This is a genomic window from Catonella morbi ATCC 51271, from assembly GCF_000160035.2.
GTDB classification, from domain to species: domain Bacteria; phylum Bacillota; class Clostridia; order Lachnospirales; family Lachnospiraceae; genus Catonella; species Catonella morbi.
The window spans coordinates 262823-285386 of the sequence record NZ_KI535370.1; the positions used below are offsets into that span (position 1 = coordinate 262823).

Here is a 22564-nt window from a genome sequence, read left to right on the forward strand (position 1 = left end):
TAATTATACTTTTACCTGATTTTTAAATTACTCTTCTATACTCGTTAGGAGTAACACCATACTTCTTTTTAAATACTTGAATAAAGTAGCTGAAATCATTATATCCTACCTTCTCAGCGATTTCATAAAGCTTGAATTTATCTTCCGCTATCATTTTTCTTGCAATGTCCATACGTCTGCTTATAAGTAATTGTAAAAAACTCTGGTTCGTATATTTTTTCAATATCCTGCTAATATAGGTTTTGCTCATATGAAATTTATCTGCAACAGAATCCAGTGTCAAATCTTCACTATAATACTCATTTAAATAATCCAGAATACGCTTCGCCATGTTTTGATATCTTTCATCAAAATTTTTATCATTCTGAACTGCCAATAATGTAAAACATTTCGACAGATATTGAATAATTTCATTCAGAGAATCCGCATTGCTAATTACCTTGATGCCATCCTGTAAAAACAAATAATCATATTTCCCATAAGACTTTCCTTTTATTCTACATAAAAACGGATATCTCATACAGGCTACCAACAAATCTAATGCCATATATTTACAATCATTTAATTCCACATTTTTATCTCTGAATATTTCTTCAATAACTTTATTAGCTTCATCAATTTGTCCTGTATATATTTTTATGAATAATCTTTGCTTTTGTCCCTGTGTTATTTCATACTTATGTTCTTGTGTATCCTCTAAATCTTTATAAGATACAATAGTATTTTCACCCAAATATACACTCTGGCTACATGCTTCACAGGCTTCCAAATATTTAATATTTGTAAGACAGACATCTGTCTCCACATTACTGATACCAACACATATCTTGTAGTTTATGACTTCATTGGCAACTTTTTTTAATTTTTCCGTTGCCATAATGCTTTGTTCCATACAATATCTGTCTGTATCACTGCCGGTAAATAATAAAATGAAATTGAAATGAAGGCTCACATCATCATATTCACATAATACTTCCATGCAGAATTCTTTCAAGACTTCAACACCTATATTAAGAAATGCATACTGTTCCTGCCATATATTCTCTCCTTCCGGATTAGAATCTTCTTTGGTAATAGCAATACAAATATATTTTTCTATATGAATGCCTATCGAATTTGTACGTTCTCCCAACTCAGACTGATTTAAAATCCTGCCGTGGAGCAAGTCATTTACAAATTTGCTTCTGATATAAGGTATTTCTTTTTCAAAATTTTCCTGTAAGTCTATATAATATTTATTATTTTTCTTCTCTTCATTTATATCATTGCACAATTTTTTTATCAGCTTATCCAGTTTAATGAAATTCATCGGTTTTAACAAATAATCTGAAACTCCTAACCTTATTGCCTCCTGTGCAAATTCAAAGTTATCATATCCCGTCAAAAACACTATTTTAAGCTTTTCATTTATTTTTTTAGCCTCACAGGCAAATTCAAGTCCATCCATTTCAGGCATTTTTATATCTGTGAATATGATATCAATGTCATTTGCCTTTACCTTTTGAATGCCTTCCCTTCCATTTTTGGCAGTAGTTACCAATTCACAATCATATTCATTCCAAGGAAAGGATGATAAACCATCCAAAATAATAAATTCATCGTCAATAACCATTATTTTTATACTCATAATATCCTCCAACAATCATTAATAATCAGTGGGGTGACTGTCGATAAAATATCTCCTGTTTCTTAGCAAAAGGAATATGCAAAGTCACGGTAGTTCCTTCACCTGCTTGCGAATGGACTGCGAGGCCATATAAATCTCCGTACATAAGCTGTATTCTTTTATGTACGGCATATAGCCCTAAGTTTGTGTGTGCTTTCTGTTCATCTCCTTCAGCATTCAGTGGTTCTTTAAGTAATTCAGAAACTTTTTCATCTGTCATTCCTATTCCTGTATCTTTTACAATAATAACTATACATTCATTCTCACGTTTAATACTTATATAGAGCAGGTTTTTATTTTTAGAATTTTCTATTCCATGAATAATTGCGTTTTCTACAATCGGCTGAATAATCAGTTTAGGGACAGCCTGCTTTAATAGTGATTCATCAATATCATAAATTGTGTCAAATCTATCTTTATAGCGAATATGTTGAATATAAATATAATTTTTTACATAATCAAGCTCCTGTTCTATGGTAATTATACTTTTCTTGTTACTGATACTCGCCCTAATTAAGCTACTAATGGCTGCTACCAAATTACATATTTCAGTTTGCTTCTCCTTAAATGCAAGCCAATTAATTGCATCTAATGTATTATATAAAAAGTGGGGGTTCATTTGTGATTGAAGTGTCTTAAATTCCATCTCTTTATTCAAAATTTCGCTTTGAGTAACCTTTTGCATCAGCTCATTAATTTCTTTAATCGCTTTATTAAAAATCCTGTTTAATTTACCTATTTCATCACATCTATTTTCTTTTAAGCGAACAGCAAAATCACCTCGCGAAAATTTTTCCAACGCATTGACTGTATTTTCCAAGGGCGAAATTAAACTTTGTGCAATTATAACACTTACAGTAACACCTATAATTATAGTGAGCACAATAATTATTACTGTCAAGTATTGAATGCCTGCTAAATCTTTATTAATATATCTTAAAGGTATCACTCCCACCGTAGTCCAACCTGTACTATTGGAATGTATGTACACTGCTGTGTATTCATTCTTCCCTTCACTATATGAAAAGTTCCCTATTGAAAGCTTTTCTTTCAATAATTTTGAAAGTACTGAATCATGTACTATACCACTGATTTTATTCAGATTCTCATCAAAAATCACTACACTGCCATCACTACCAAAATTAATATTTTTTGCCATTTTTTCAATATAGTTTCTCTTCAAACCAAATCGTATATATCCAATTGGCTTATATGTTTGCAGGTCCTTAACCATTTTAATCATCTGAATTGTATCAGTATCATTGATATTATTAACCAATACACTTTTTCCTTTAGATAGTTTGGCATTTTCAAACAATATATCTTTATCCGGTATTTCGTATTTCTTAGACCATAATGACAGATAATGATTTGTTTCATTTATACCATATATTTCCACATCATTCATGGTAACACTGGAATATATTTGTAACATAATTCGTCTTATGCGTTTATTTCTTGAATAAAATGAATCATTTTTAGTATCTTCTTTTTCCTGATGTGTATTTAACTCTTCTTGAATAGTCGGACTATCTGCCAGAATTTCTATCTTATTTCTCATAAGTCCCATGTAATTATCCAGAGAAATAGAAAACTGTTCAACAATTTCTCTGGTTTGTTCTAATGATTGCTTTAAGACTATTTCAGCTGAATAACTGTAAAATACTATTGATAATATTAAGACCAGTGGAAGCAGAATAGTCAAAAAACCTATTATCAATTTAGTACGAATACTAAAATCACGAAATCTTTTGAATTTAATAAACATAAAAACTCCTTATAAACATCAGCTTCTGGCTCTTAAAAATATACCCTTTATAGTATTTCAAATTTTGTTGAAATTTAAATAACTCACATAATATAATCATATAACTGCTATTTCTATCAAAACATGATATCATACATTATTTATACAACTATGTAAATACAGTTTTACCAGTACGCTAGTTCACCATTATGCTACCATTATGCTATACATTTGCATGAAATATGTTTCAAGCTTCTGACTTGTAGCCCGCATCTCTGTTTTTCCCTATCGTTATTCTTCAGATATTTCAGCAATAATGTTAAACCCTAATACCAGTAAATTAGTTTTATATTTACTTGATGGAGCCTCACAACATCTTTATCATTTTAACCTTACAACTGTATTGTTCATACTCCATGTTGTAATTTAATAATTCAACAGCTTATCATCCATATTATCCCATTTCATATCACTTATTCAACTTCTAAAATATTGCGAAATTTAGCATTGTAGGAAAATTTACAAACGTGTACAACTAATGCCAACACAATTAATTATGGTGATTGGCATACTTTTAAAAAAGTATATCATTTAACCAGCATTTTTCAAATAATTTATCTAAATTTTCACAATTGTCTTATGTGCAAGACAATATCCAACCATTTTTGTCTTGTCGATAAGACACTATGTTACTCCCCATTTCCTTGCACCTGTTCTTTTTCTCTGCTATATTATTACTATCAATTCCCAGGAGGCATTTATGACAAAATACAGCTTTCCACCACTTATAAACTCATCTGCAAAAATCCTGATTCTTGGCTCTCTTCCGGGTGAAGAATCCTTGAAACAAGCTCAGTATTATGCACATCCACGCAATGCCTTCTGGAAGATTATGTTTACTGTTTTTAATGAAGCCTACAGTGAAGACTACTCTGTAAAATGTGAGCTTCTCCTTAAAAATCATATAGCTCTTTGGGATATGGTGCATAGCGGTAACCGTGAAGGCTCTCTTGATTCCGATATTAAGAATGAAATCCCAAACGACATTGAGGGATTGTTAAATGAATATCAAAGTATTTCAACCATTCTTTTAAATGGAAAAAAGGCAGAAGCGATGTATAGAAGATATTTTAATCAAATACCTGTACATACTATCACTCTGCCTTCTACAAGCCCTGCAAATGCAAGGGTTACATTTACTGAAAAACTTAATTTTTGGAAAGATGCTTTATCTTTCTAAAGACTCTATTAGCAAATTCCATATTCCTTGTAAAGTTCATGTCTTTTTTCTTCATTTTCTAAAGCATCTTTAACAGCATCATTCTTGCCTTCTGACAGTAAAAGGCTGATTAACTTTGCCAGACAATTCTCTCCTTTTTCTACACCTCTTGCTTCTGCTCTTTCAAACATAGGTTCAAAAAATTTCTCCATGGATTTTCCTCCTTCTTCACTTTCCTCTGGTATAGTTACAATTTCACCTGTAAGCTTCAAAATAAGTTCACATATTTCTTCAGGATGATTTAATTCTGTACTTTCCGAAGTATGATTACTTCCATTCACCAAATAGTCTGCCAAGAGTCTAAAGTCCTTCTTAAACTTATTTATATCATCTTCAGTCATCTTTTTCAAGTCTATCAAGTTAACCTTATAATCACTTACATACTTTGTTATTGTTCCTTCCAATTTAAGCCTTTCACACAATGTAATTTTATGTTTCCATTCTTCTTCACCATAATATATAACAAAGGTTATTACAGGAAAAATATCTGATTTTTCTTCCATAATTTCTATATTTTTAGCACTCTCAAAATTTCTTCTTTTTCTGCCGGCTTTTTCGGCTAATTGAGTTCTATAAGATGCTCCATCATACGAAAGTATCCTAAATACCATGTCTTCATCAGGTATATCCTGATTTTCAATTCCAATCAAGGAAATAACTATTCCCTGCTTTTTCCAAAGTTTTACTACATCCCTGTCCTGAAACCTGTGTCTGCTGTCATCCCCTTTATATTGACTCCAACTTGGTATGTCAAGCAATTCATCTTCTTTAACCACCTGCTCACCATCAAACATAATTCCATTAACAAAGGTCGCAAATACATCATTAAACATTAATAGTTTCTTTTCTAAAATATCCTTCTCTCCCAATTTTTCTCCTTTCCTATTAAAAGCACCAACTACATAAAACCAATTTTTTGGATTTAACAGTTTGAAAATAATAATTTTGAAATAACAAATAATTCTTAGACCGGTATAGATCAAAAGCTTCAAGGAATATTATAATATATTTTTTTGAAATTGTGATCAGCAAATTAGACAAACTTTTTTTAATTAACTATACACAATAAACAAAATTTTAAAAAGGCAGAAGCGATGTATAGAAGATATTTTAATCAAATACCCGTACATACTATCACTCTGCCTTCTACAAGCCCTGCAAATGCAAGGTTAAATTTTGAAGAAAAACTTAGTCTTTGGAAAAATGCAATCAATCTCCGGAATCTAACTTAAGCACACTCATAAATGCACTCTGAGGTATCTCCACATTACCTACCTCTCTCATCCTCTTCTTACCTTCCTTCTGCTTCTCAAGGAGCTTTCTCTTTCTGGAAATATCTCCGCCGTAGCACTTTGCAAGCACGTCTTTACGCATAGCTCTTACAGTTTCTCTGGCAATTATCTTACTTCCGATAGCTGCCTGAATAGGAACTTCAAAGAGCTGGCGAGGAATTTCATTTTTAAGCTTCTCACACATTTTCTTAGCTCTTTCATAAGCACCCTCTTTAACTATAATAAAGGAAAGGGCATCCACCGATTCTCTGTTTATCAGAATATCCATTTTTACAAGTTCTGCTTTCTGATAGCCCTTAAACTCATAGTCAAAGGAAGCATAGCCCCTAGAACGGGATTTAAGCGCATCAAAGAAATCGTAAATTATTTCATTTAACGGAAGGTCATACTTGATAACTACCCTTGTTTCCTCGATATAGTCCATTCCGTTATTTACACCTCGCCTTTCCTGACAAAGCTTCATAATAGAACCGAGGTACTCTGTAGTCACCATAATCTCAGCCTTAACTATCGGCTCTTCCATATAATCAATCTCTGACGGATCAGGTAAATTGGAAGGATTGGTTATATCAAGCACTGTACCGTCTGTCTTATGTATTTTGTACACAACACTCGGAGCAGTTGCCACAAGGTCTATATCATAGTCACGTTCAAGTCTTTCCTGCACTACATCCAAATGCAGTAACCCAAGGAAGCCGCATCTGAAACCAAAACCAAGAGCAATAGAGGTTTCAGGCTCAAACTGAAGTGCAGCATCATTTAATTGAAGTTTTTCAAGAGCATCTCTAAGGTCTGAATAATGTGCTCCGTCAGCAGGGTAAAGCCCACAGTAAACCATAGGAAGCACCCTCTTATACCCCGGTAATGCCTCATCACAAGGATTGTCCTTATCAGTAATTGTATCTCCGACCTTAGTCTGTCTCAGGTCTTTAATGCTTGCAGTAATGTAGCCAACCATGCCGGCTGTAAGTTCTTCACAAGGAATGAACTGTCCTGCACCAAAGGTACCTACTTCAACTACTTCCTCAACTTCGCTTGACCGGAACATCTTTATCTTAGTGCCTTTTTTCACAGTACCTTCCATAAGTCTTGCAAATACAATAACTCCCTTATAAGAATCATACAAAGAATTGAAAATAAGTGCCTTAAGAGGATTCTCAGCCTTGCCTGACGGAGCCGGTACCTTGTTCACTACAGCTTCAAGTACGTCTTCTATATTTAAACCGTTTTTAGCCGAAATAAGCGGAGCATCATGAGCTTCTATACCTATGATATCCTCTATTTCTTCTTTTACCCTGTCAGGATCTGCACTTGGTAAGTCTACCTTATTTATAACAGGCACTATGGTAAGGTCGTGCTCTAAGGCAAGATACACATTTGCAAGTGTCTGTGCCTCTACTCCCTGAGAAGCATCCACCACAAGGATGGCTCCCTCACAGGCCGCAAGGCTTCTTGAAACTTCGTAGTTAAAGTCCACATGCCCCGGAGTGTCAATAAGATTGAAGATATATTCTTCTCCGTCCTTAGCCTTATATACTACTCTTACCGCTTGAGAACGAATGGTAATTCCGCGTTCTCTTTCAAGATCCATATTGTCAAGTATCTGATCCTGCATCTCTCTTTTGGTAAGGGTTCCTGTTGCTTCTATTATTCTGTCCGCAAGAGTTGACTTGCCATGGTCAATATGCGCTATTATGCAAAAATTTCTGATATTCTTTGTATTTATTTCTGACATTCTTTTCTCCATGATATTAGTCTAAATTATTCACAAAATATCGGTTAAGCATATAATCAACCTATGTGTGAATAATTCGATATTGATGATATGCTATGTTTACCTGCATGAAAACTTGTCTTTTATCCGGGTAAGAAAAGCATATTATCTTTATGTTCTGTTACTAATTAATCTAACTAATACAGATTACAGTATTTTTAAAAATTTATCAAGTAAAATTCATTTAAATCTGTTGACAATCTTGTAATTTTGTATTAAAGTTATTTAGTGTGTTTGCGTTAAGCGTCCGTGTCCGGATTAATGAAACACTTTTAATCAAACAATGATAATGGAGGTGTTAAATTGGCTAATATTAAATCTGCAAAGAAAAGAATCAAAGTTGCTGCAAAGAAGACTCTTAGAAATAAAATGATTACTTCTAGAGTTAAGACTCTTGTAAAGAAAGTTGTTTCTGCTGTTGCTTTAAGTGATAATGAGGCAGCTAAGGTTGCTCTTGCTCCTGCTGTTGCTGCTATTGATAAGGCTGCAAACAAGGGCGTATATCACAGAAAAACAGCTTCCAGAAAGATTTCCCGCCTTACAAAGTCTGTTAACAAACTTGCGTAAATAAGTTTATATTATATAAAAGTGTGTGCCTGCACACACTTCGCGCGCGAGCGGATGCCGTAAGGCAAACTTCACTGCCGCGAGCTGCGCATCCCTCGGAGAGATTTTTTAATATAAAATTTCTTCAAAATTTTTTATTAAAAAAATTGTCACCATATCGTCATCAGTATGGTGGCTTTTTTCTTTTAAATAATGGCTTTTTTCCCGATATTTCATTTGCAAATTTTAGGCTTTTATTTTATACTTTTTATACCCATATTATTTTATTATTTAATCTTGTGGAAGAGGCGACCGGGGATATCGTCTATATTAAAATAATTCGTATAAATATGTTCGAAATAGGCAGATTGTACATAGGTGAGATTAAGAGATATGTTGATGCTGATACCGCACCTTTGTAACATTCTGTTTATATGCGGAGCAAAGACTGGGAGAGAGTTTTATGATAAGACTGAAATGCAGTTCCTGTGGCGGAGAGCAGGAAATGAAAGGCTCGGGTATGTTTGAATGTCCTTATTGCGGGTCGAAATCATTTATGTCCGATGCCGATTTTAGGGGCAACGAGGAATTCAGAAAGAAATTTTTGGAGTATTTGAAGGCAGAGGCTCGTAACAGAGACTTTGATTATAACAGCGATTCTTTATGGAAGTGCAACGGAGAAGATTCGTTTGCTATGATGAACGGCAAGGATCTTAACATAAAGTATATGTTTAAGTACGATTATAATTCCTGTCTTTGCTATCTTTCAAAAGAGAACGTTGTATATATTTTGGATGACAAGAGCGAAAAAGAAAAATTTTTGTCGGGAATCAATTCTCTGGTATTTCCCGAGGCCGACAGCAAACTGCACCGCTGCTTTCCAAAATTAAAAATGGAAATCTCCCTTAAAGACGGAAGGGAGGTCTTGGTTTTTCTCAGGCGTCCCAACTTTTTTCCTGTTGAGTATTTTGCACCGCTGGAATCAAAGCATTTGGCTTGGGTGATATCCAGAATGGAGAATATTTGCTGCGAGTTAAAATATTCCGGAATTGAACACTGCTGCATCGATCAGACCTCGATCTGGATTAATCCCGTTACTCATGAAGGGGCACTGTTCGGAGATTGGAGAAAGGTTAAACCGCTTGTAGGAAACAGAGACCTTGCAGATGTAAGAAAGACTGCCATAAGAATCGTTAAAAATTCAAGAGAGCCTATCGAGTTATATGAGTTTCTGAATTCAAAGCCTGCTAAAGATGCCTTTGATGATTTTCAGGCTTGGGATGATGTTATAGAAAAAGGTTTCGGAGGCCATAAATTTATAAAAATGTAAAGGAGAAATCACGTTATGGGATATGGAAGTTATTCGGCTTCGGATTGGAGCAAATTAAAATCAAGCAGAAATCTTTCGAACACGCAAAGCGTAGATGAGATTTTTCAAAGGAGATCCTGTAATCCTAAATTCGATCCGAGATTTATAGGAAAAAGAGAGTGTTTTGACTCGGATGATCATCCAAACACAACTCCTATTGTCGTAGGTCTTGATGTCACTGCCTCTATGGGCTATCTTGCAGTAGAAGTCGCAACAAAAGCTCTTAATCAGCTTATTATGAAGCTATATTCTACGGCAGCGGTTGAAGATCCGGCGCTTATGTGTGCCGCGTATGGTGATTATAGTGATGAGTCACCTCTTCAGGTAACTCAATTTGAATCGGATATAAGAATCGCTGAACAGCTGTTGGAGCTTTATTTTGAGAGTCGCGGCAGCGGTGATGTCGCACCGACCTGTTTATGGGAATTTCTTTCAAGACATACCAACATTGATGCCATCAATAAAAGATCGAAAAAAGGATTTCTGTTTACTATAGGTGATAATGCCGATATCAGAAAAAACGATGTTGAAGAAACCATCAAAAGAGTCATAGGTGATGATGTACCCGGAGCTACCCGTGAGAGTCTTTTGGATGAAGTACAGAGTAAATTTCATGTTTTCCACATTATGATCGGAGGAGAAGGAAACAGGGATATATTGATCGGTAAAAAGATGATAATATCGGAAACTGAGATTGAAAACATACCTGAAATTATTATCAGCGCTATTCAGTTACAGCTCGGAAAGCAGTTAAACGACGTGCTGGCACAGTGGGATTCGCTCAGTGTTCCCGTAATAAGTGCGGCAATCGGACAGTTAAGTATTGCCGACAGCGGGCAGTCGATTACCTTATGAGAACGGTAGCGGTAGTCGGCAAAAATTACGGTGATGAAGGCAAAGGGCTTGTTACGGCAAGCCTTTGTTCTTTGTTTAAAAAACCGTTAATTATAAAGCATAACGGCGGTGCACAGGCAGGACATACGGTGGAGAACGAGGAAAGAGGAACTCGCTTTGTACATCATCAGATTGGTGCCGGAGCGGAATATGGAGCTGATACCCTGTTTGCGGAAACTTATTATCCCGATTTGTACCAGATAAAAAAAGAAATCGAAGAATTTAAATCCGTTTACGGAGCAGTACCAAAGATTTTCGGAGAGGAAGAAAGCTGTATAACTACAGTGGATGATGTACTTATAAATATGGCCGTTGAAACCCAAAGAGGAGAAGGCAGACACGGCAGCTGCGGTATGGGAATCAATGAGTGCAGTGAGAGAATAAAGGCGGGTTATAAGTTGACTCTGAAACAGATAGCCGACTCTTCATATGAACAACTCCGTAATTTGCTTGTAAACATAAGAAACGAGTATACATTTAACAGAGTAAAAGAATTGAAAATAAATGTTCAAAATCCGTATTATCCTATGATTTTTGATGAGAATATTATTGATAACTTTGCGGCGGAGATAAAAGACAACAGTAAGTTTATACAGCTTGTAGATGCGGACACCGATTGGCTTTGGCACTATGACGGATTGATATTCGAATCGGGACAGGGCTTGCTTTTGGATAGGGATTATACCATAAATGCCCCACATATTACGGCTTCAAAAACCGGTATTACCGAACCGGTTAAATTTTTGAATAAAAGGAAACTGGAATTACAGGAAGCCATATATGTTACAAGAACCTATGTTACGAAGCACGGTGCCGGACCGCTTGCAAATGAATTTCAAAAGAATGAGCGGGCGGATTTGCAGACAGATATGACAAACCTGCCTAATGAGTGGCAGGGAGATATCAGATATGCAAGCCACGGCAGCCTCGACGACTTTCTGATACCGGTTATTGAAGATATTAAAAATATAAATATCAAACCTTCTTTGGCGATTACTCATATGAATGAAACGAAGGGTAAAATATTGTTTGAAAATGAGAGCGTTGACCTTGTAAAACTTAAAGATATCTTGGGTCATAAGTTACAAAATATATATGTATCATGGAACCGTCAGGAGATTACGAAATATTGAGAAATATTTTTTATTTTATATCTGGACAATTTACATTGTATGTGATATAATTTTACAAAACCTAATATAGAAACTAATTTATTAAGCTATTATATAAATTCAGTTGACTTTTTATGGTTTAAGTATAATATTAAATTGAGTGGGTTTTACGCTCATATCAAACAATACAAGGAGGATTTTACAATGGAGAATTTAGGATTTTATGTCTGTAAGGATTGCGACTTTGAGGTACAGGTAATTAGAAAGGGTGACCACGAGCATGAGCACAAGCTTTTCTCAGAGGAACTTAAGTACTTAAAGCCAAACTCAAAGGAAGCTGCTGTTGAGAAGCATGTACCTGAGGTTAGTGTTGACGGCGATACAATCAATGTTGTTGTTGGCAGTGTAGTTCATCCAATGACAGAAGAGCACAATATCGAATGGGTATATGTTGAGACCGAAAAGGGCGGACAGATGAAGCACTTTAAGGCTACCGACGAGCCAAAGGCTGTTTTCAAGATAGTTGATGACAAGGCTCTCAGAGTATATGCATACTGCAACCTTCACGGACTTTGGGTTAAAGAGCTGTAATTAGATTTTACAAAAATTCAGGTCTGTAATTAGTTTGAATTATCAATTGATTCTTAACTAATTACAGACCTTATTTTTTTCACAACTACTATAGCTTCTCAAAATACAGCCCGACTCGGCTTTCACTTGTAATTCTCTTAATAAACATCTTATTCTACCGCTTTAAGCACAGCCTTTTTAGGCACAGGGCAGAAATATCCGCCTTCTGTTTTCTTTTCAAACTCAGCTTTAGCTTTCTTTATAATATCGGGGTTCTCATATAATTCTATGGCTGTACTTGCAAGGACTTTTCCTGCTGCTAAAAGCCCCTTATGCCCTATGGAGCTTCCGCCACAGGATACATTCTGCCAGCTATGTCCCGGCGAATTACTTGCAAATGTAACCGCATGAATCTGGGCTGTAGGCACAAGCCAGCTCACGTCTCCCACATCTGTAGAGCCCATGCTCTGTTTATTACTGTGCATATAAGGCATAAGAAAATCATTTAACGGAAGGCTTCCATTTTTTGAAAGCTCTTCAACCTTTTTCATCTGTTCTTCTGACTCATAAGTGCAGGAACCCGGCAGCCTGTCACTTACTATCTCATATGACTTGCAGATTTTAGCCGCAAATTCCTTTTCTTCCTTTGTATGCTTTGGAACTCCGATTTTTTCAAAGTTTTTATACAGTACTTCTTCCAGAACTTTGTTAGGTACTGTATTGGAACAGCCGTCTATAAATACCTTGGTTAGCTTTGTACCGGTCATCAGAGCCGCTCCCTTAGCTATGTTATCCACTCTTTCCTGAAGTGCAAGCGCATCTTTTGCAAGCTTGCTGCGTACCATATAAAGCACTCTTGCATGAGGCTGTACTACATTCGGAGAAGCGCCGCCTCCGTCTGTGATTGCATAATGAATTCTTGCAGAATCAGGCATATGCTCTCTCATAAATTCAACACCCAGATTCATAAGCTGAACCGCATCCAGAGCCGAACGTCCTGACTCAGGCGCTCCCGCGGCATGAGAAGCTATTCCCTTGAACCTGTATTCGGTCTGTATACAGGAATTGCAGGTTCCTGTTACAACTTCGTTAGAATCGGACGGATGCCAGGTAAGAGCTATATCAAGTTCGCTAAACACACCATCTCTTGCCATAAAAGCCTTGGCAGCTCCACCCTCTTCTCCCGGGCATCCGTAGAAGATAACAGTTCCTTTTCCCTTTTTATCTTCCAGATATTTTTTTATTCCGTAAGCTGCCGCCAGTGAACCTGCTCCAAGCATATTATGTCCACAGCCATGTCCGCTTCCACCTTTTACTATTTCACTTCGTTTTGCTACTCCTGCTTTCTGAGAAAGTCCCGAAAGAGCATCATACTCAGCCAGAATACCTATAACAGGCTTTCCGCTTCCGTATACTCCCTTAAATGCTGTCTTTATTCCGGCAAAAGGAGCCTCTACTTCAAAGCCCAGTTCTTTTAAAACATCCACATAAAGCCCGGCGGATTTAAATTCTTTTACGGACAGTTCCGCATATTTCCATATTTCATCAGATACCTTGGTAAATGTAGCTGACATCTTATCAATTTCATTTATAACTTGCTTTGTGTCCATAGGTGGCTCCTTTCAGGTGGGGTGTATTTTACTAAGCCCAAATTATTCACGCCATAGGGCACATACCTTTTATTCTGCATAGTACAGTAGGATAAACCACTTTTGGTCTGTGACTATGGGGTGATATTACCAAACATCTTCTAAAACACATAATTTCAAACCTGTGGCTTGATTATGTGTTTCCGAAGATGTTTCGCGAATAATTTGGCTAAATAATGTTTATCTTATCAACTCTTATATTATACACTATTATTGTATAATTATGCAATAATAAATTTTAAAAAGCACTTAACTAAGGTTTTATCCTAAGTTAAGTGCTCCACATATTTTTGATGTTGTTATCAATTACCTGTCACAACAGGAATTAAAGCCCCATCACATATACCTGGCAAGGATTCCATTCATCCCAAAGAGTAGGAAATATCTCAAATTCTTTAAATCCCAATGAAAGATAAAAACAGTTGGTATCATCATACTCTTTATATTTTCCCATCTGAACCGTTTTTACCTGAATAAAGGAATATCCCTTCCGCTTTGCCAATTCTTTAGCCTTTTCCACAAGCCTTCTGCCAATACCTTGTCTGTGGTATTCTTTAAGTATTCCCATAACATAGAGTTCAACCGTATCCTTACCGGTTTCATCCAAATACACGAACCCTATCGGTTGACCCTCACAGTATGCCGCAAAAAAAGGCCGTTTTGAGCTTTCGGTTATATAATCCTCCCTTGAGTCGGGAAGTCCGAACCACTCCGGTAGAGCCTCAAGTATCAGTCGTGTAATCTTCTGTTTTTCCACAGGATCTTCTACTTCTGAAATACTAACCTTATCTTCATTTTTCTTAAAATTATACATAAGATTGAAGCTATCAGGAACATCTTCATCAATATACCCAGTGTCTGCAAAGCCCAGCTTTTTATAAACATGCAGGGCGGCAACATCAGCCATTTTTACGCAAACTTCAACACAGTCATATTTATGCGTTTTTTCAAGTTCTGACAGAAGTATTTTTAACGCCTGTGTACCATAGCCTTTTCCCTGATACCTCCGGTCAATCATAAATTGCTGAATCTCATAGCAGGCAGGCTCTTCATCCATATCTCTTATCATAGCAAGTCCCACAGCCAATTCATCATCAACTATTCCGATTACCCTTGCTCCGGATGAACGATAGACATATCCTCTGGCAATTATTCCTATGTTGTCTGCCAAAAAATGTTCTTGGCTTTCTTTTACGGATAGTCCTGCAAAATCCATCCAATTTTTCTCATTTAGTTCAACTAAACTTATCATTTTAATCCTCCGATTTTTATTGGAGGGTTAAATTTCGTGAACCCTCCGTACACGATTTATCTTTTTCATAAAAATCACTCCTTTCATTCATCTTTATTACCTGAGCCGAAATCTGCGGGTATGTCAGCAGTTTATCACAAGCCAGGTTTTTACCGCTATTGACACAGTATTGCTCCGGTTTCACCTTTCGTAATCCTTGTATCTTATAAAGTATGTAATATTTCATACAGTTTGTCAATATTTTTTCGCACTCACATCTTTTTCTTAACTATTTGTAGTCAAACTTCCCGTCATTCTTCTCTTCAAGAGCTTTAATTGCATGAAAAATGAATTCATTATAAGGTGTCGGAATATCCAGCTCTTTTCCCATTCTCACAACAGCTCCCGCAAACATGTCAATCTCTGTATGCCTGCCTGCATCTATATCCTGCAAGGTGGAATATCTTGCCCTGTCAGCCACCTTGCTTCCCGCAGGTACACTTTTACAAAGCGAAAAATCTATACCTTTTACTTTTGCAATTTCTTCAAGTTCTTCCCTGACTTTCTTTCTCAGAAATCCCAAATGTTTACTATCCCTGTAAGCTCCCACACCACAGCCTATAATAGCCTGAATCTGGTTATTGGCTACATTCAGGCGAAATTTATTCCATATTTCATGTACGATGACATCAGAGGAAGCATAATGAAGTCCTGTTTTTCCGAATAATTCTGCCAGTGCTTCCACCCTTTCACTGCCTCTGCACGGATCTTTTTCACCGTAAATAATTCCGATAGTGGTCTCAGGATCAAATACAACTGAATTCCCTTTTCTTTCTGCTGCCACCTTAATGAGAGAATACATTATATGCTCCTCTCCTATCTTCTCAGCAATAATTTCCTCACTTTCCACACCGTTCATGAGGCTCATTATCATTGTATTCTCATCCACTATTTTTTCAATATCGGAAAGAGCCGGTCTTAAAGAGTTGTATTTGACAGTTACAATAAGAAGGTCTACACCTCTTGCTTCTTCAGGTGTTTTTATAATTGGGTGATATTTCTTTCCATTTATAATAATGCCTTCATTCTCATACCTTAATTTTCTCTCTCCTTCAGCAATAACATATACCTCAATATCAGTTTTTTCAGACAAGCCCCACAACAGATATGAGCCAACTGCACCCAAGCCTAAAATTGCTACTGAATTTATTTTCATACATTATCTCCTTGCTTCATAATCAAGCCATATTACCCTTTAACTGCTCCTGCTACCAAACCGCTTATCATATATCTTTGGAAAAAGAAAAACAGGAAAATCATAGGTAAAGTACCCACAATAGAAATAGTATTAATCAAAGACCAGTCATAAGAAAGCTCTCCCAAATAACGGAGTGCTACACCTGCAGACAAAGTCCTTAATCCATCTGTTTGAATCAGGGTTGTTGAATGTAAATAATCATCCCAGGTAATTAAGAAAGAATAAATACCGACAGCCAAAATTCCCGGTTTAACCAACGGCATTACAACTTTAAATAGTGTCCCAAACCTGCCTGCACCATCAATTTGTGCGGATTCTTCAATAGCTTTGGGCACTCCGTCAAAAAAGCTTGACATCAGCATAATCGAAAATGGTAAAATAGCAGCAGTAAGTGCCCAAATCAATCCTGTCATAGTATTTAACAAGCTGACATCCTTCATAATCTTATAAAGAGAAATCAAGCGGCTTATTACCGGAAACATCTGAGCAGAGGTGAAAATCGCCAGTATTGCTATGTTCCAACGAAAATGAAAACGTGATAATGCATAGCCTCCAAAAATTGCAATTATGCAAGATAAAGCCGCAGTCGCTCCAGAAACAATAAAATTGTTACGATAGTATATAAAAAACTCATTATTCTTTTGATACAGGTCAATATAGCTTTGTATAGTAAATTCCTTAGGCCAAAATGAAGGTGGGAACTGATATGCTTCCATATTACTTTTAAATGAAGTTAGCAATACCCACAAAATCGGAAACAGCAAAAAACCTAAAATCAAAATTAATAATAATATGCGCAAAACTTGAAAAACTCTTTTCTTTGCTTTCATTCTTGCCTACCTTTCTGTTCGTACTGCTTTATTAAACAGGAACACGACTACAATCATAAGTGCCATCCACATAGTTGTAACGGCCGCACCTGAACCCAGGTTATTGGATACAAAGGCCTCTCTGTAACTAAGAACACCTAAGGTCGTGGTTGCTCCATTTGGCCCTCCGCCTGTCATTGTCCATACCAGAGGAAACTGTTTAAAGTTTTCAATTATTGACATTGTCAATGTTATTTTAATAACAGACATCATTGACGGAATCACTATCCTTGTCAGCTTCTGCCAATAATTTGCTCCATCTATAGCTGCTGCCTCCTGCATATCGCTCGGAACATTGCTTAAACCTGCTAACAATAATAAAGCTCCAAGCGGAATCTGTTTCCATAATGCGGCAATAATAACACCTATAATGGCTGTATTTTGATCATTTAAAATTGCGAATTCTGTTATTCTGCCACCACTGATAAGACTGACTAAATATTTCAAAAGCCCATACTGCGGCTGATAAATCCACATCCAAACCAGACCTGAAATAACGGTTGGCACCACCCATGGAACCATCATAGCACTACGGAAAAAGCGACTGCCTTTTATTTTCTGATTTAAAATCAATGCAAGACTCATTCCGATAACAAACTGCAAAATCACTACAGCCACTACAAAAATCAGGTTCACCCATACTGCCTGTCCCAGTTTACCGCTTTGAAAAATTTTGCTGTAATTTTGAAATGAATTCCATGTTCCCGCTGTTCCGGAAATTATATTTTTAATTTTAAAATCCTGCAAACTTCTGTAAAAAGAGTCTAAAATCGGAATTACAATAAATAATACTGTAGTAATCACTGCCGGCAAGAGCAAAGCAAGTGAAAACAACTTATCTCCGGTTTCTCGTTTTAAGCCCGTCCTTTTTCTTTTTTCTACCTGTACCACTTTTTCTCCTCTCTATCACTTATCCTTGCCAAGCTTATCTAAAAAGTTTCATTTCAACCTGTAATAAAAGCCATACCCTTTCCGGTGCCGTAGTTATACCGACCGCCGTCAAAGAGTACGGCTTTTAAAGATTCAACGCCATTTTACCCCAAAATTTTTTTATCTGTTACTGTCATTCTAAGTTCTATTTGTCCTAACGTGTCTGCATTAAATCTAATTAACAATGCATATACAAAACTATAATAAATCTATTGATTTAAAATGGTTGCCGCTGATTTTTTAAAGTTCTCCAATGCCGGCTCAACTTCCTCGCCACCAACAGTAATTGCCTGCGCAAGTCCGCATACCTCAAGCGCAAAGTCATTTAAATTTGTTATCATCGGTAAAGGTGCTAAATTGGTATTGGCAGATTTAGACTGTTCCAGAAGAGGATTAATCTCAGTTTCCATAGATTTGCGTACAGCAAAAGCCGGTGTTACATTTTTCAAATACTCACTAAGTATTTCAGGAGAAATGATAAATTGCATAAAGTTTTTAGCAGCTTCCATCTGTGCGGCACCATTGTCAAATGCAAAAAATGTATGCGCCTGTAAGATAGACTGACCACTTCCACCTTCACCCTTTAGTGGTACAGCTGTAGCTGTAAAGTTGACAGCATCGGGATTAATAGACTTAACTCCGTTAAATCCCCAGGAATTATCATAGTACATTGCTAACTGTCCTAAGGCAAATAAATTTCTCAGGTCTTTTGCTTTTGCATTCTGTGGATTATATCCCTTATCGTTTAATTCCTTCAACATAGCTAAAGATTCTTTTAATCCGGTATTGTCAAGACTCATCTTACCTTCCTTATTAAGATATTCTCCTCCAAAATTAGCTGTATAAGCTAATAAGCTGATACCGGAAACCGGCACAGATGCTGTGCTCTGACCAAAAGCATAAATCTTGTTGCCATCATCAGTTTTTAGCTGACTGATTTTTTCAGCCATTTGTAACATTTCCTGATAGGTTGTAGGTGCCTTGTTAGGATCTAAGCCGGCTTTTTCAAATATTTTTTTGTTATATAACAATATAGATGGTGAAGAATATAGAGGTAAACCATATAAATGCCCATCAACAGTAAAAGCCTCCAGAATTTCCGGATAATAATCATCCAAGAAGTCCTTGTCAATTACTCCTTCAAGCGGAGCTGCCAATCCTGCATCCATCAGAGCCGGCATCCATATCATTTCTCCAAACATCAAATCTACTTTATCTCCGCCACCGGCCATATTTATAACTGTGTTTAAAATCTCGGCATATGGTGCCGTAACCCATTCAATAGTGACATTAGGATATTTTTCTTCAAACTTTGTTTTTGCATTCTCCCAAAATTCAGTATATCCTTTTTCCAAAATCGCATAGTTTGCTATTTTTAATGTAATCTTATCTGTTGCTCCGGTCGATTCCTTATTTGATGCAGCCTGACTGCCGGACTTTGTTTCAGAAGCCATCTTTTTATCTTCTGTAGTAGTTTTACTGCCACAAGCAACCATACTAAATAACAATGTTACCACCAATAGCATACTCAATATTTTTTTCATCCCATTTCCTCCTTTTCAATTCGGGTTAAACAAACCTTATCCCGGTCGGTTCGTACTGTCCCTCTCAATCAATTTTGTTGTAAATACCTTTTCTGTTTCCTGCCTTTGTAAAGTGCCGTTTCTTGCACCTTGATTCATACTTTCGATTAACTCAATAGCTGCCCTGCTCATCTCCTCCTTTTGCTGCTCAATTGTTGTTATGCTTGGGGTTATCAAGCGTGAAATACTGGAATTGTCTACTCCCAAAACCATGATGTCGTTTGGAATTTTTCTGCCAAGAGTTTGGGCAATTTGAGAGGCAGTGGCCGCCAATCTGTCATTTCTGGCAAAAATTGCGTCAACCTGTCGATTCTTTGCCAAATATTTTGCAAATTCTTCCTGCCATAAATCTTCATCAAAACCGATAAAAGTCTGTTCTAAGATTTTCTCATCTGTCAGTCCATGTCTCTTACCAACCTCCTGAAAAGCCAAAAATCTGATATCCTTTTGCAAGTCTCTTTTTTTCAGAGGTTCAGCTAAGTAGACTATATTTTTTGCCCCTTTTTTCCAAAGCGTTTCTAAGCCCTCCTCAACTCCTTTATACAGTCCTGAATCAATAGTGGCCACTCCGTCAGGAATCTGTTCATATTTTTTTGTCAGAAACAATACTACAGGTGTTCCGGCCTGAGCAATTTGATTTATATATTCTGTTTTAAATCCTGCCGAATTTATAATAATGCCATCAAACTGGCTGTTAATCACCCTTCCCAGGTAGGAATCAACATTGTGATATTTACAAAGTGATACCAAATAACCTTTATCATAAGCGTATTTATCTAATTGGTACAAAATCTCACCAAAAAATTCATCAATTACTATATCAGTAATCAGCAATATCTGACGGCTGGTTTTTTTACGCAAAGCCCTGGCAATCACATTCGGATGATAATTCAGCTCCGCTACAGCCTTTTTTACCCGCTCACGTTTTTCTGCCGCCACATATCGATTGTTATTTAACACATAGGACACTATGGTTTCACTGACACCCGCATATTTGGCAACATCAGCCCGGGTTACTCTTAAATTTTTCTTTTTTTCCCCATCCTGTCCATCAGTTCCTTTAGAATTTGGATTCATACTGTTCCTTCCGTTTAATATTTCCGGTTATATTCCACAATCGGTAATCCGGTTGAATATCCGTATTCACCAACTTCTCCATCTTCTCTGTGACGGCTTCTGGAGTATCCCCCACAATCCCACGATACCTTTTGCCTATCTTTCCTCCATGGTCTCTTCTCCCAGTAATATCCTCTTAGAGGATCACGGGTTTCATTCTGCCAGTCAAGCAATAAATCGTGCAACTGATTACGTATTGATTCACAATTAGGATCGTCAATTAAATTGTGCATTTCATTATAATCTTCCTCCAGATTATAAAGTTCGTCCTGAGTCATCAGGTTTATTGTTAATTTCCACTTACCTTTGACTACACAGCGTACCGGCTGGAATCCCCCCCAACCGTCATGATCCACCTCATATCTGTTAAACTCAACGAATACCGGTCTGCCCTCTTTTTGTCCGGTAATTTCTTTATCTGTAAGGCTGTTTAACAGGCTTTCTCCTTCCAGGCTCTTTGGCTGTGGTAAGCCATAGAAATCTAAAATTGTAGGTACAATATCTATATGAGAAACCGGCATTTGAGTAGTAATCCCTGCTTCAATCTTATTCTTCCAGCGTGCAATCAAAGGAATATTTGTAATTTCCTCATACATTGCAGGTCCTTTAGCATGTATTCCATGAGAGCCTTGTGAATCACCATGGTCTGAAGTATACAATACCAATGCATCTTCGGCATTTTTCTCAGCAGCCTCAAGCACTCGTCCTATCTGAGAATCAATAAAAGAATTTGAGCCCAAAAGCCCTACAGCAAAGCCATCTCCTTTGCCTCCCTGAATTTCTGAAAATTTTTCATGCCATACCTGAATATGTTCAGGAAGCTTTGAGAAATCCATATGTTGATTAGGTTTCTGTAAGTATGGCTGATAAAACGGTTTATAAAATGACTTTGGCGATAAGAACGGATGGTGAGGTTCATCATAGGATACGACTAAAAAATAATCCTCATCCTTGTACTTTTCCATAAAGTCCAAAGCCCTCTTGGTACAGCGGTATCCATATGTAAATTCTTCACCGATTCCTTCTCCCTCCAGAGCTGTATCAAGTGTACGGGAGCGTGCTCTGTCCTCATCACTCTCCAATTCATCCAGGTAGTTGCGCATATCATACCAATAGTTTTCATCCCAACCCTCCGGACAGATTCCGTCACCGAAGTAATCACCGCCATCTAAATGCCATTTACCGATATAGGCCGCATGAATTCCTGCCTTGCTAAGACGCTGTCCAATGGTCAGGCTTTGCTGCGACAACGCCATACAGTTACCTAACATTCCATTAGTATGAGGGTAGGTACCTGTAAACAAACCTGCCCTTGCCGGTCCGCATACCGGCTGTGTGGTATAAGCCGACTGAAAAGCCAGTCCCTGATCACACAAACGGTCAAGGCAAGGTGTGTGCATGTTCTCTCCCCTCTCATTGCAACGGCTGATCATATCACGCCTTTGACTATCTGTCATAATTACAATAAACTGTTTCTTTGCCATTGTTACCTCCGTTTTTCTACACTTTCATTTCTGTCTGTATGTACACACGAGTGTATATTATCGCAAAAAAATAAAGCAATAGACTGTTCTTGTTTTTTTATAGAAACAGTCTATCACATTTAGTTAAAAAATACAATATTTTTATAAATATTAATATATTAATTTGCTATTTTGACAAGTTTTTAACACATCAAA

Annotated in this window: 18 protein-coding genes; 6 read left to right on the forward strand and 12 right to left on the reverse strand. The window is 36.8% G+C overall.

Going from position 1 to position 22564, the window contains the following annotated elements; translation table 11 throughout:
* Window positions 1-22: 22 nt before the first annotated feature.
* Both GCWU000282_RS13945 and GCWU000282_RS13950 read right to left on the reverse strand, forming a co-directional pair.
* Complete coding sequence (locus tag GCWU000282_RS13945; protein WP_023355811.1) at window positions 23-1627, reverse strand: response regulator transcription factor; 1605 nt, start codon at window positions 1625-1627, stop codon at window positions 23-25.
* Between the two features lie 25 nt (window positions 1628-1652).
* Window positions 1653-3434: a cache domain-containing sensor histidine kinase gene (locus tag GCWU000282_RS13950; RefSeq protein WP_023355812.1), complete on the reverse strand. Its 1782-nt coding sequence runs from the start codon at window positions 3432-3434 to the stop codon at window positions 1653-1655.
* Window positions 3435-4173: 739 nt separating this feature from the next.
* Here GCWU000282_RS13950 and GCWU000282_RS13955 point away from each other — a divergent pair.
* The gene (locus GCWU000282_RS13955) at window positions 4174-4653 is read left to right on the forward strand and encodes a DNA-deoxyinosine glycosylase (RefSeq protein ID WP_023355813.1); all 480 of its coding nucleotides are present in this window, start codon (window positions 4174-4176) and stop codon (window positions 4651-4653) included.
* An 8-nt stretch (window positions 4654-4661) separates the two neighbouring features.
* Here the strand turns inward: GCWU000282_RS13955 and GCWU000282_RS13960 are convergent, their stop codons facing one another.
* Both GCWU000282_RS13960 and lepA read right to left on the reverse strand, forming a co-directional pair.
* The gene (locus GCWU000282_RS13960; RefSeq protein WP_035041157.1) at window positions 4662-5561 is read right to left on the reverse strand and encodes an Rpn family recombination-promoting nuclease/putative transposase; all 900 of its coding nucleotides are present in this window, start codon (window positions 5559-5561) and stop codon (window positions 4662-4664) included.
* Between the two features lie 340 nt (window positions 5562-5901).
* Window positions 5902-7719 (reverse strand): translation elongation factor 4, encoded by a 1818-nt coding sequence (lepA, locus tag GCWU000282_RS13965; protein WP_035041160.1) that lies wholly within the window; start codon window positions 7717-7719, stop codon window positions 5902-5904.
* 342 nt (window positions 7720-8061) lie between these two features.
* On the opposite strand from lepA, the gene rpsT reads away from it, so the two are divergent.
* The 5 genes from rpsT (at window position 8062) to GCWU000282_RS13990 (ending at window position 12270) form a co-directional block, all read left to right on the forward strand.
* Window positions 8062-8325 carry a 30S ribosomal protein S20 gene (rpsT, locus tag GCWU000282_RS13970; protein ID WP_023355817.1) on the forward strand — a complete coding sequence of 88 codons (264 nt, stop codon included), beginning with the start codon at window positions 8062-8064 and terminating at the stop codon, window positions 8323-8325.
* 442 nt (window positions 8326-8767) lie between these two features.
* On the forward strand, window positions 8768-9634 hold the full coding sequence (locus tag GCWU000282_RS13975; protein ID WP_023355819.1) for a hypothetical protein: 867 nt from the start codon (window positions 8768-8770) through the stop codon (window positions 9632-9634).
* A 15-nt stretch (window positions 9635-9649) separates the two neighbouring features.
* Window positions 9650-10528, forward strand: coding sequence for a hypothetical protein (locus GCWU000282_RS13980; RefSeq protein ID WP_023355820.1), 879 nt, complete (start codon window positions 9650-9652; stop codon window positions 10526-10528).
* Window positions 10525-11700, forward strand: a complete 1176-nt coding sequence (locus tag GCWU000282_RS13985) for an adenylosuccinate synthetase (RefSeq protein ID WP_023355821.1) — start codon at window positions 10525-10527, stop codon at window positions 11698-11700. The genes GCWU000282_RS13980 and GCWU000282_RS13985 overlap by 4 nt, the downstream gene beginning before the upstream one ends.
* Before the next feature lie 183 nt (window positions 11701-11883).
* Window positions 11884-12270 carry a desulfoferrodoxin family protein gene (locus tag GCWU000282_RS13990; protein ID WP_035041164.1) on the forward strand — a complete coding sequence of 129 codons (387 nt, stop codon included), beginning with the start codon at window positions 11884-11886 and terminating at the stop codon, window positions 12268-12270.
* A 149-nt stretch (window positions 12271-12419) separates the two neighbouring features.
* Here GCWU000282_RS13990 and GCWU000282_RS13995 read toward each other — a convergent pair whose 3' ends face one another.
* The 8 genes from GCWU000282_RS13995 to GCWU000282_RS14030 form a co-directional block, all read right to left on the reverse strand.
* Complete coding sequence (locus GCWU000282_RS13995) at window positions 12420-13859, reverse strand: M20 family metallopeptidase (RefSeq protein WP_023355823.1); 1440 nt, start codon at window positions 13857-13859, stop codon at window positions 12420-12422.
* A gap of 364 nt (window positions 13860-14223) precedes the next feature.
* Complete coding sequence (locus GCWU000282_RS17445; protein ID WP_023355824.1) at window positions 14224-15150, reverse strand: GNAT family N-acetyltransferase; 927 nt, start codon at window positions 15148-15150, stop codon at window positions 14224-14226.
* Window positions 15151-15418: 268 nt separating this feature from the next.
* Window positions 15419-16345 (reverse strand): ketopantoate reductase family protein, encoded by a 927-nt coding sequence (locus GCWU000282_RS14005; protein WP_023355826.1) that lies wholly within the window; start codon window positions 16343-16345, stop codon window positions 15419-15421.
* Between the two features lie 32 nt (window positions 16346-16377).
* Window positions 16378-17217, reverse strand: a complete 840-nt coding sequence (locus GCWU000282_RS14010; protein ID WP_023355827.1) for a carbohydrate ABC transporter permease — start codon at window positions 17215-17217, stop codon at window positions 16378-16380.
* 6 nt (window positions 17218-17223) lie between these two features.
* Window positions 17224-18147 carry a carbohydrate ABC transporter permease gene (locus tag GCWU000282_RS14015; RefSeq protein ID WP_023355828.1) on the reverse strand — a complete coding sequence of 308 codons (924 nt, stop codon included), beginning with the start codon at window positions 18145-18147 and terminating at the stop codon, window positions 17224-17226.
* A 248-nt stretch (window positions 18148-18395) separates the two neighbouring features.
* Window positions 18396-19730, reverse strand: coding sequence for an ABC transporter substrate-binding protein (locus GCWU000282_RS14020; protein WP_023355829.1), 1335 nt, complete (start codon window positions 19728-19730; stop codon window positions 18396-18398).
* Between the two features lie 36 nt (window positions 19731-19766).
* Entirely contained in the window at window positions 19767-20846 is a 1080-nt protein-coding gene (locus GCWU000282_RS14025) for a LacI family DNA-binding transcriptional regulator (RefSeq protein WP_023355830.1), read from the reverse strand.
* 14 nt (window positions 20847-20860) lie between these two features.
* Complete coding sequence (locus GCWU000282_RS14030; RefSeq protein WP_023355831.1) at window positions 20861-22369, reverse strand: sulfatase-like hydrolase/transferase; 1509 nt, start codon at window positions 22367-22369, stop codon at window positions 20861-20863.
* Between the last annotated feature and the right edge of the window lie 195 nt (window positions 22370-22564).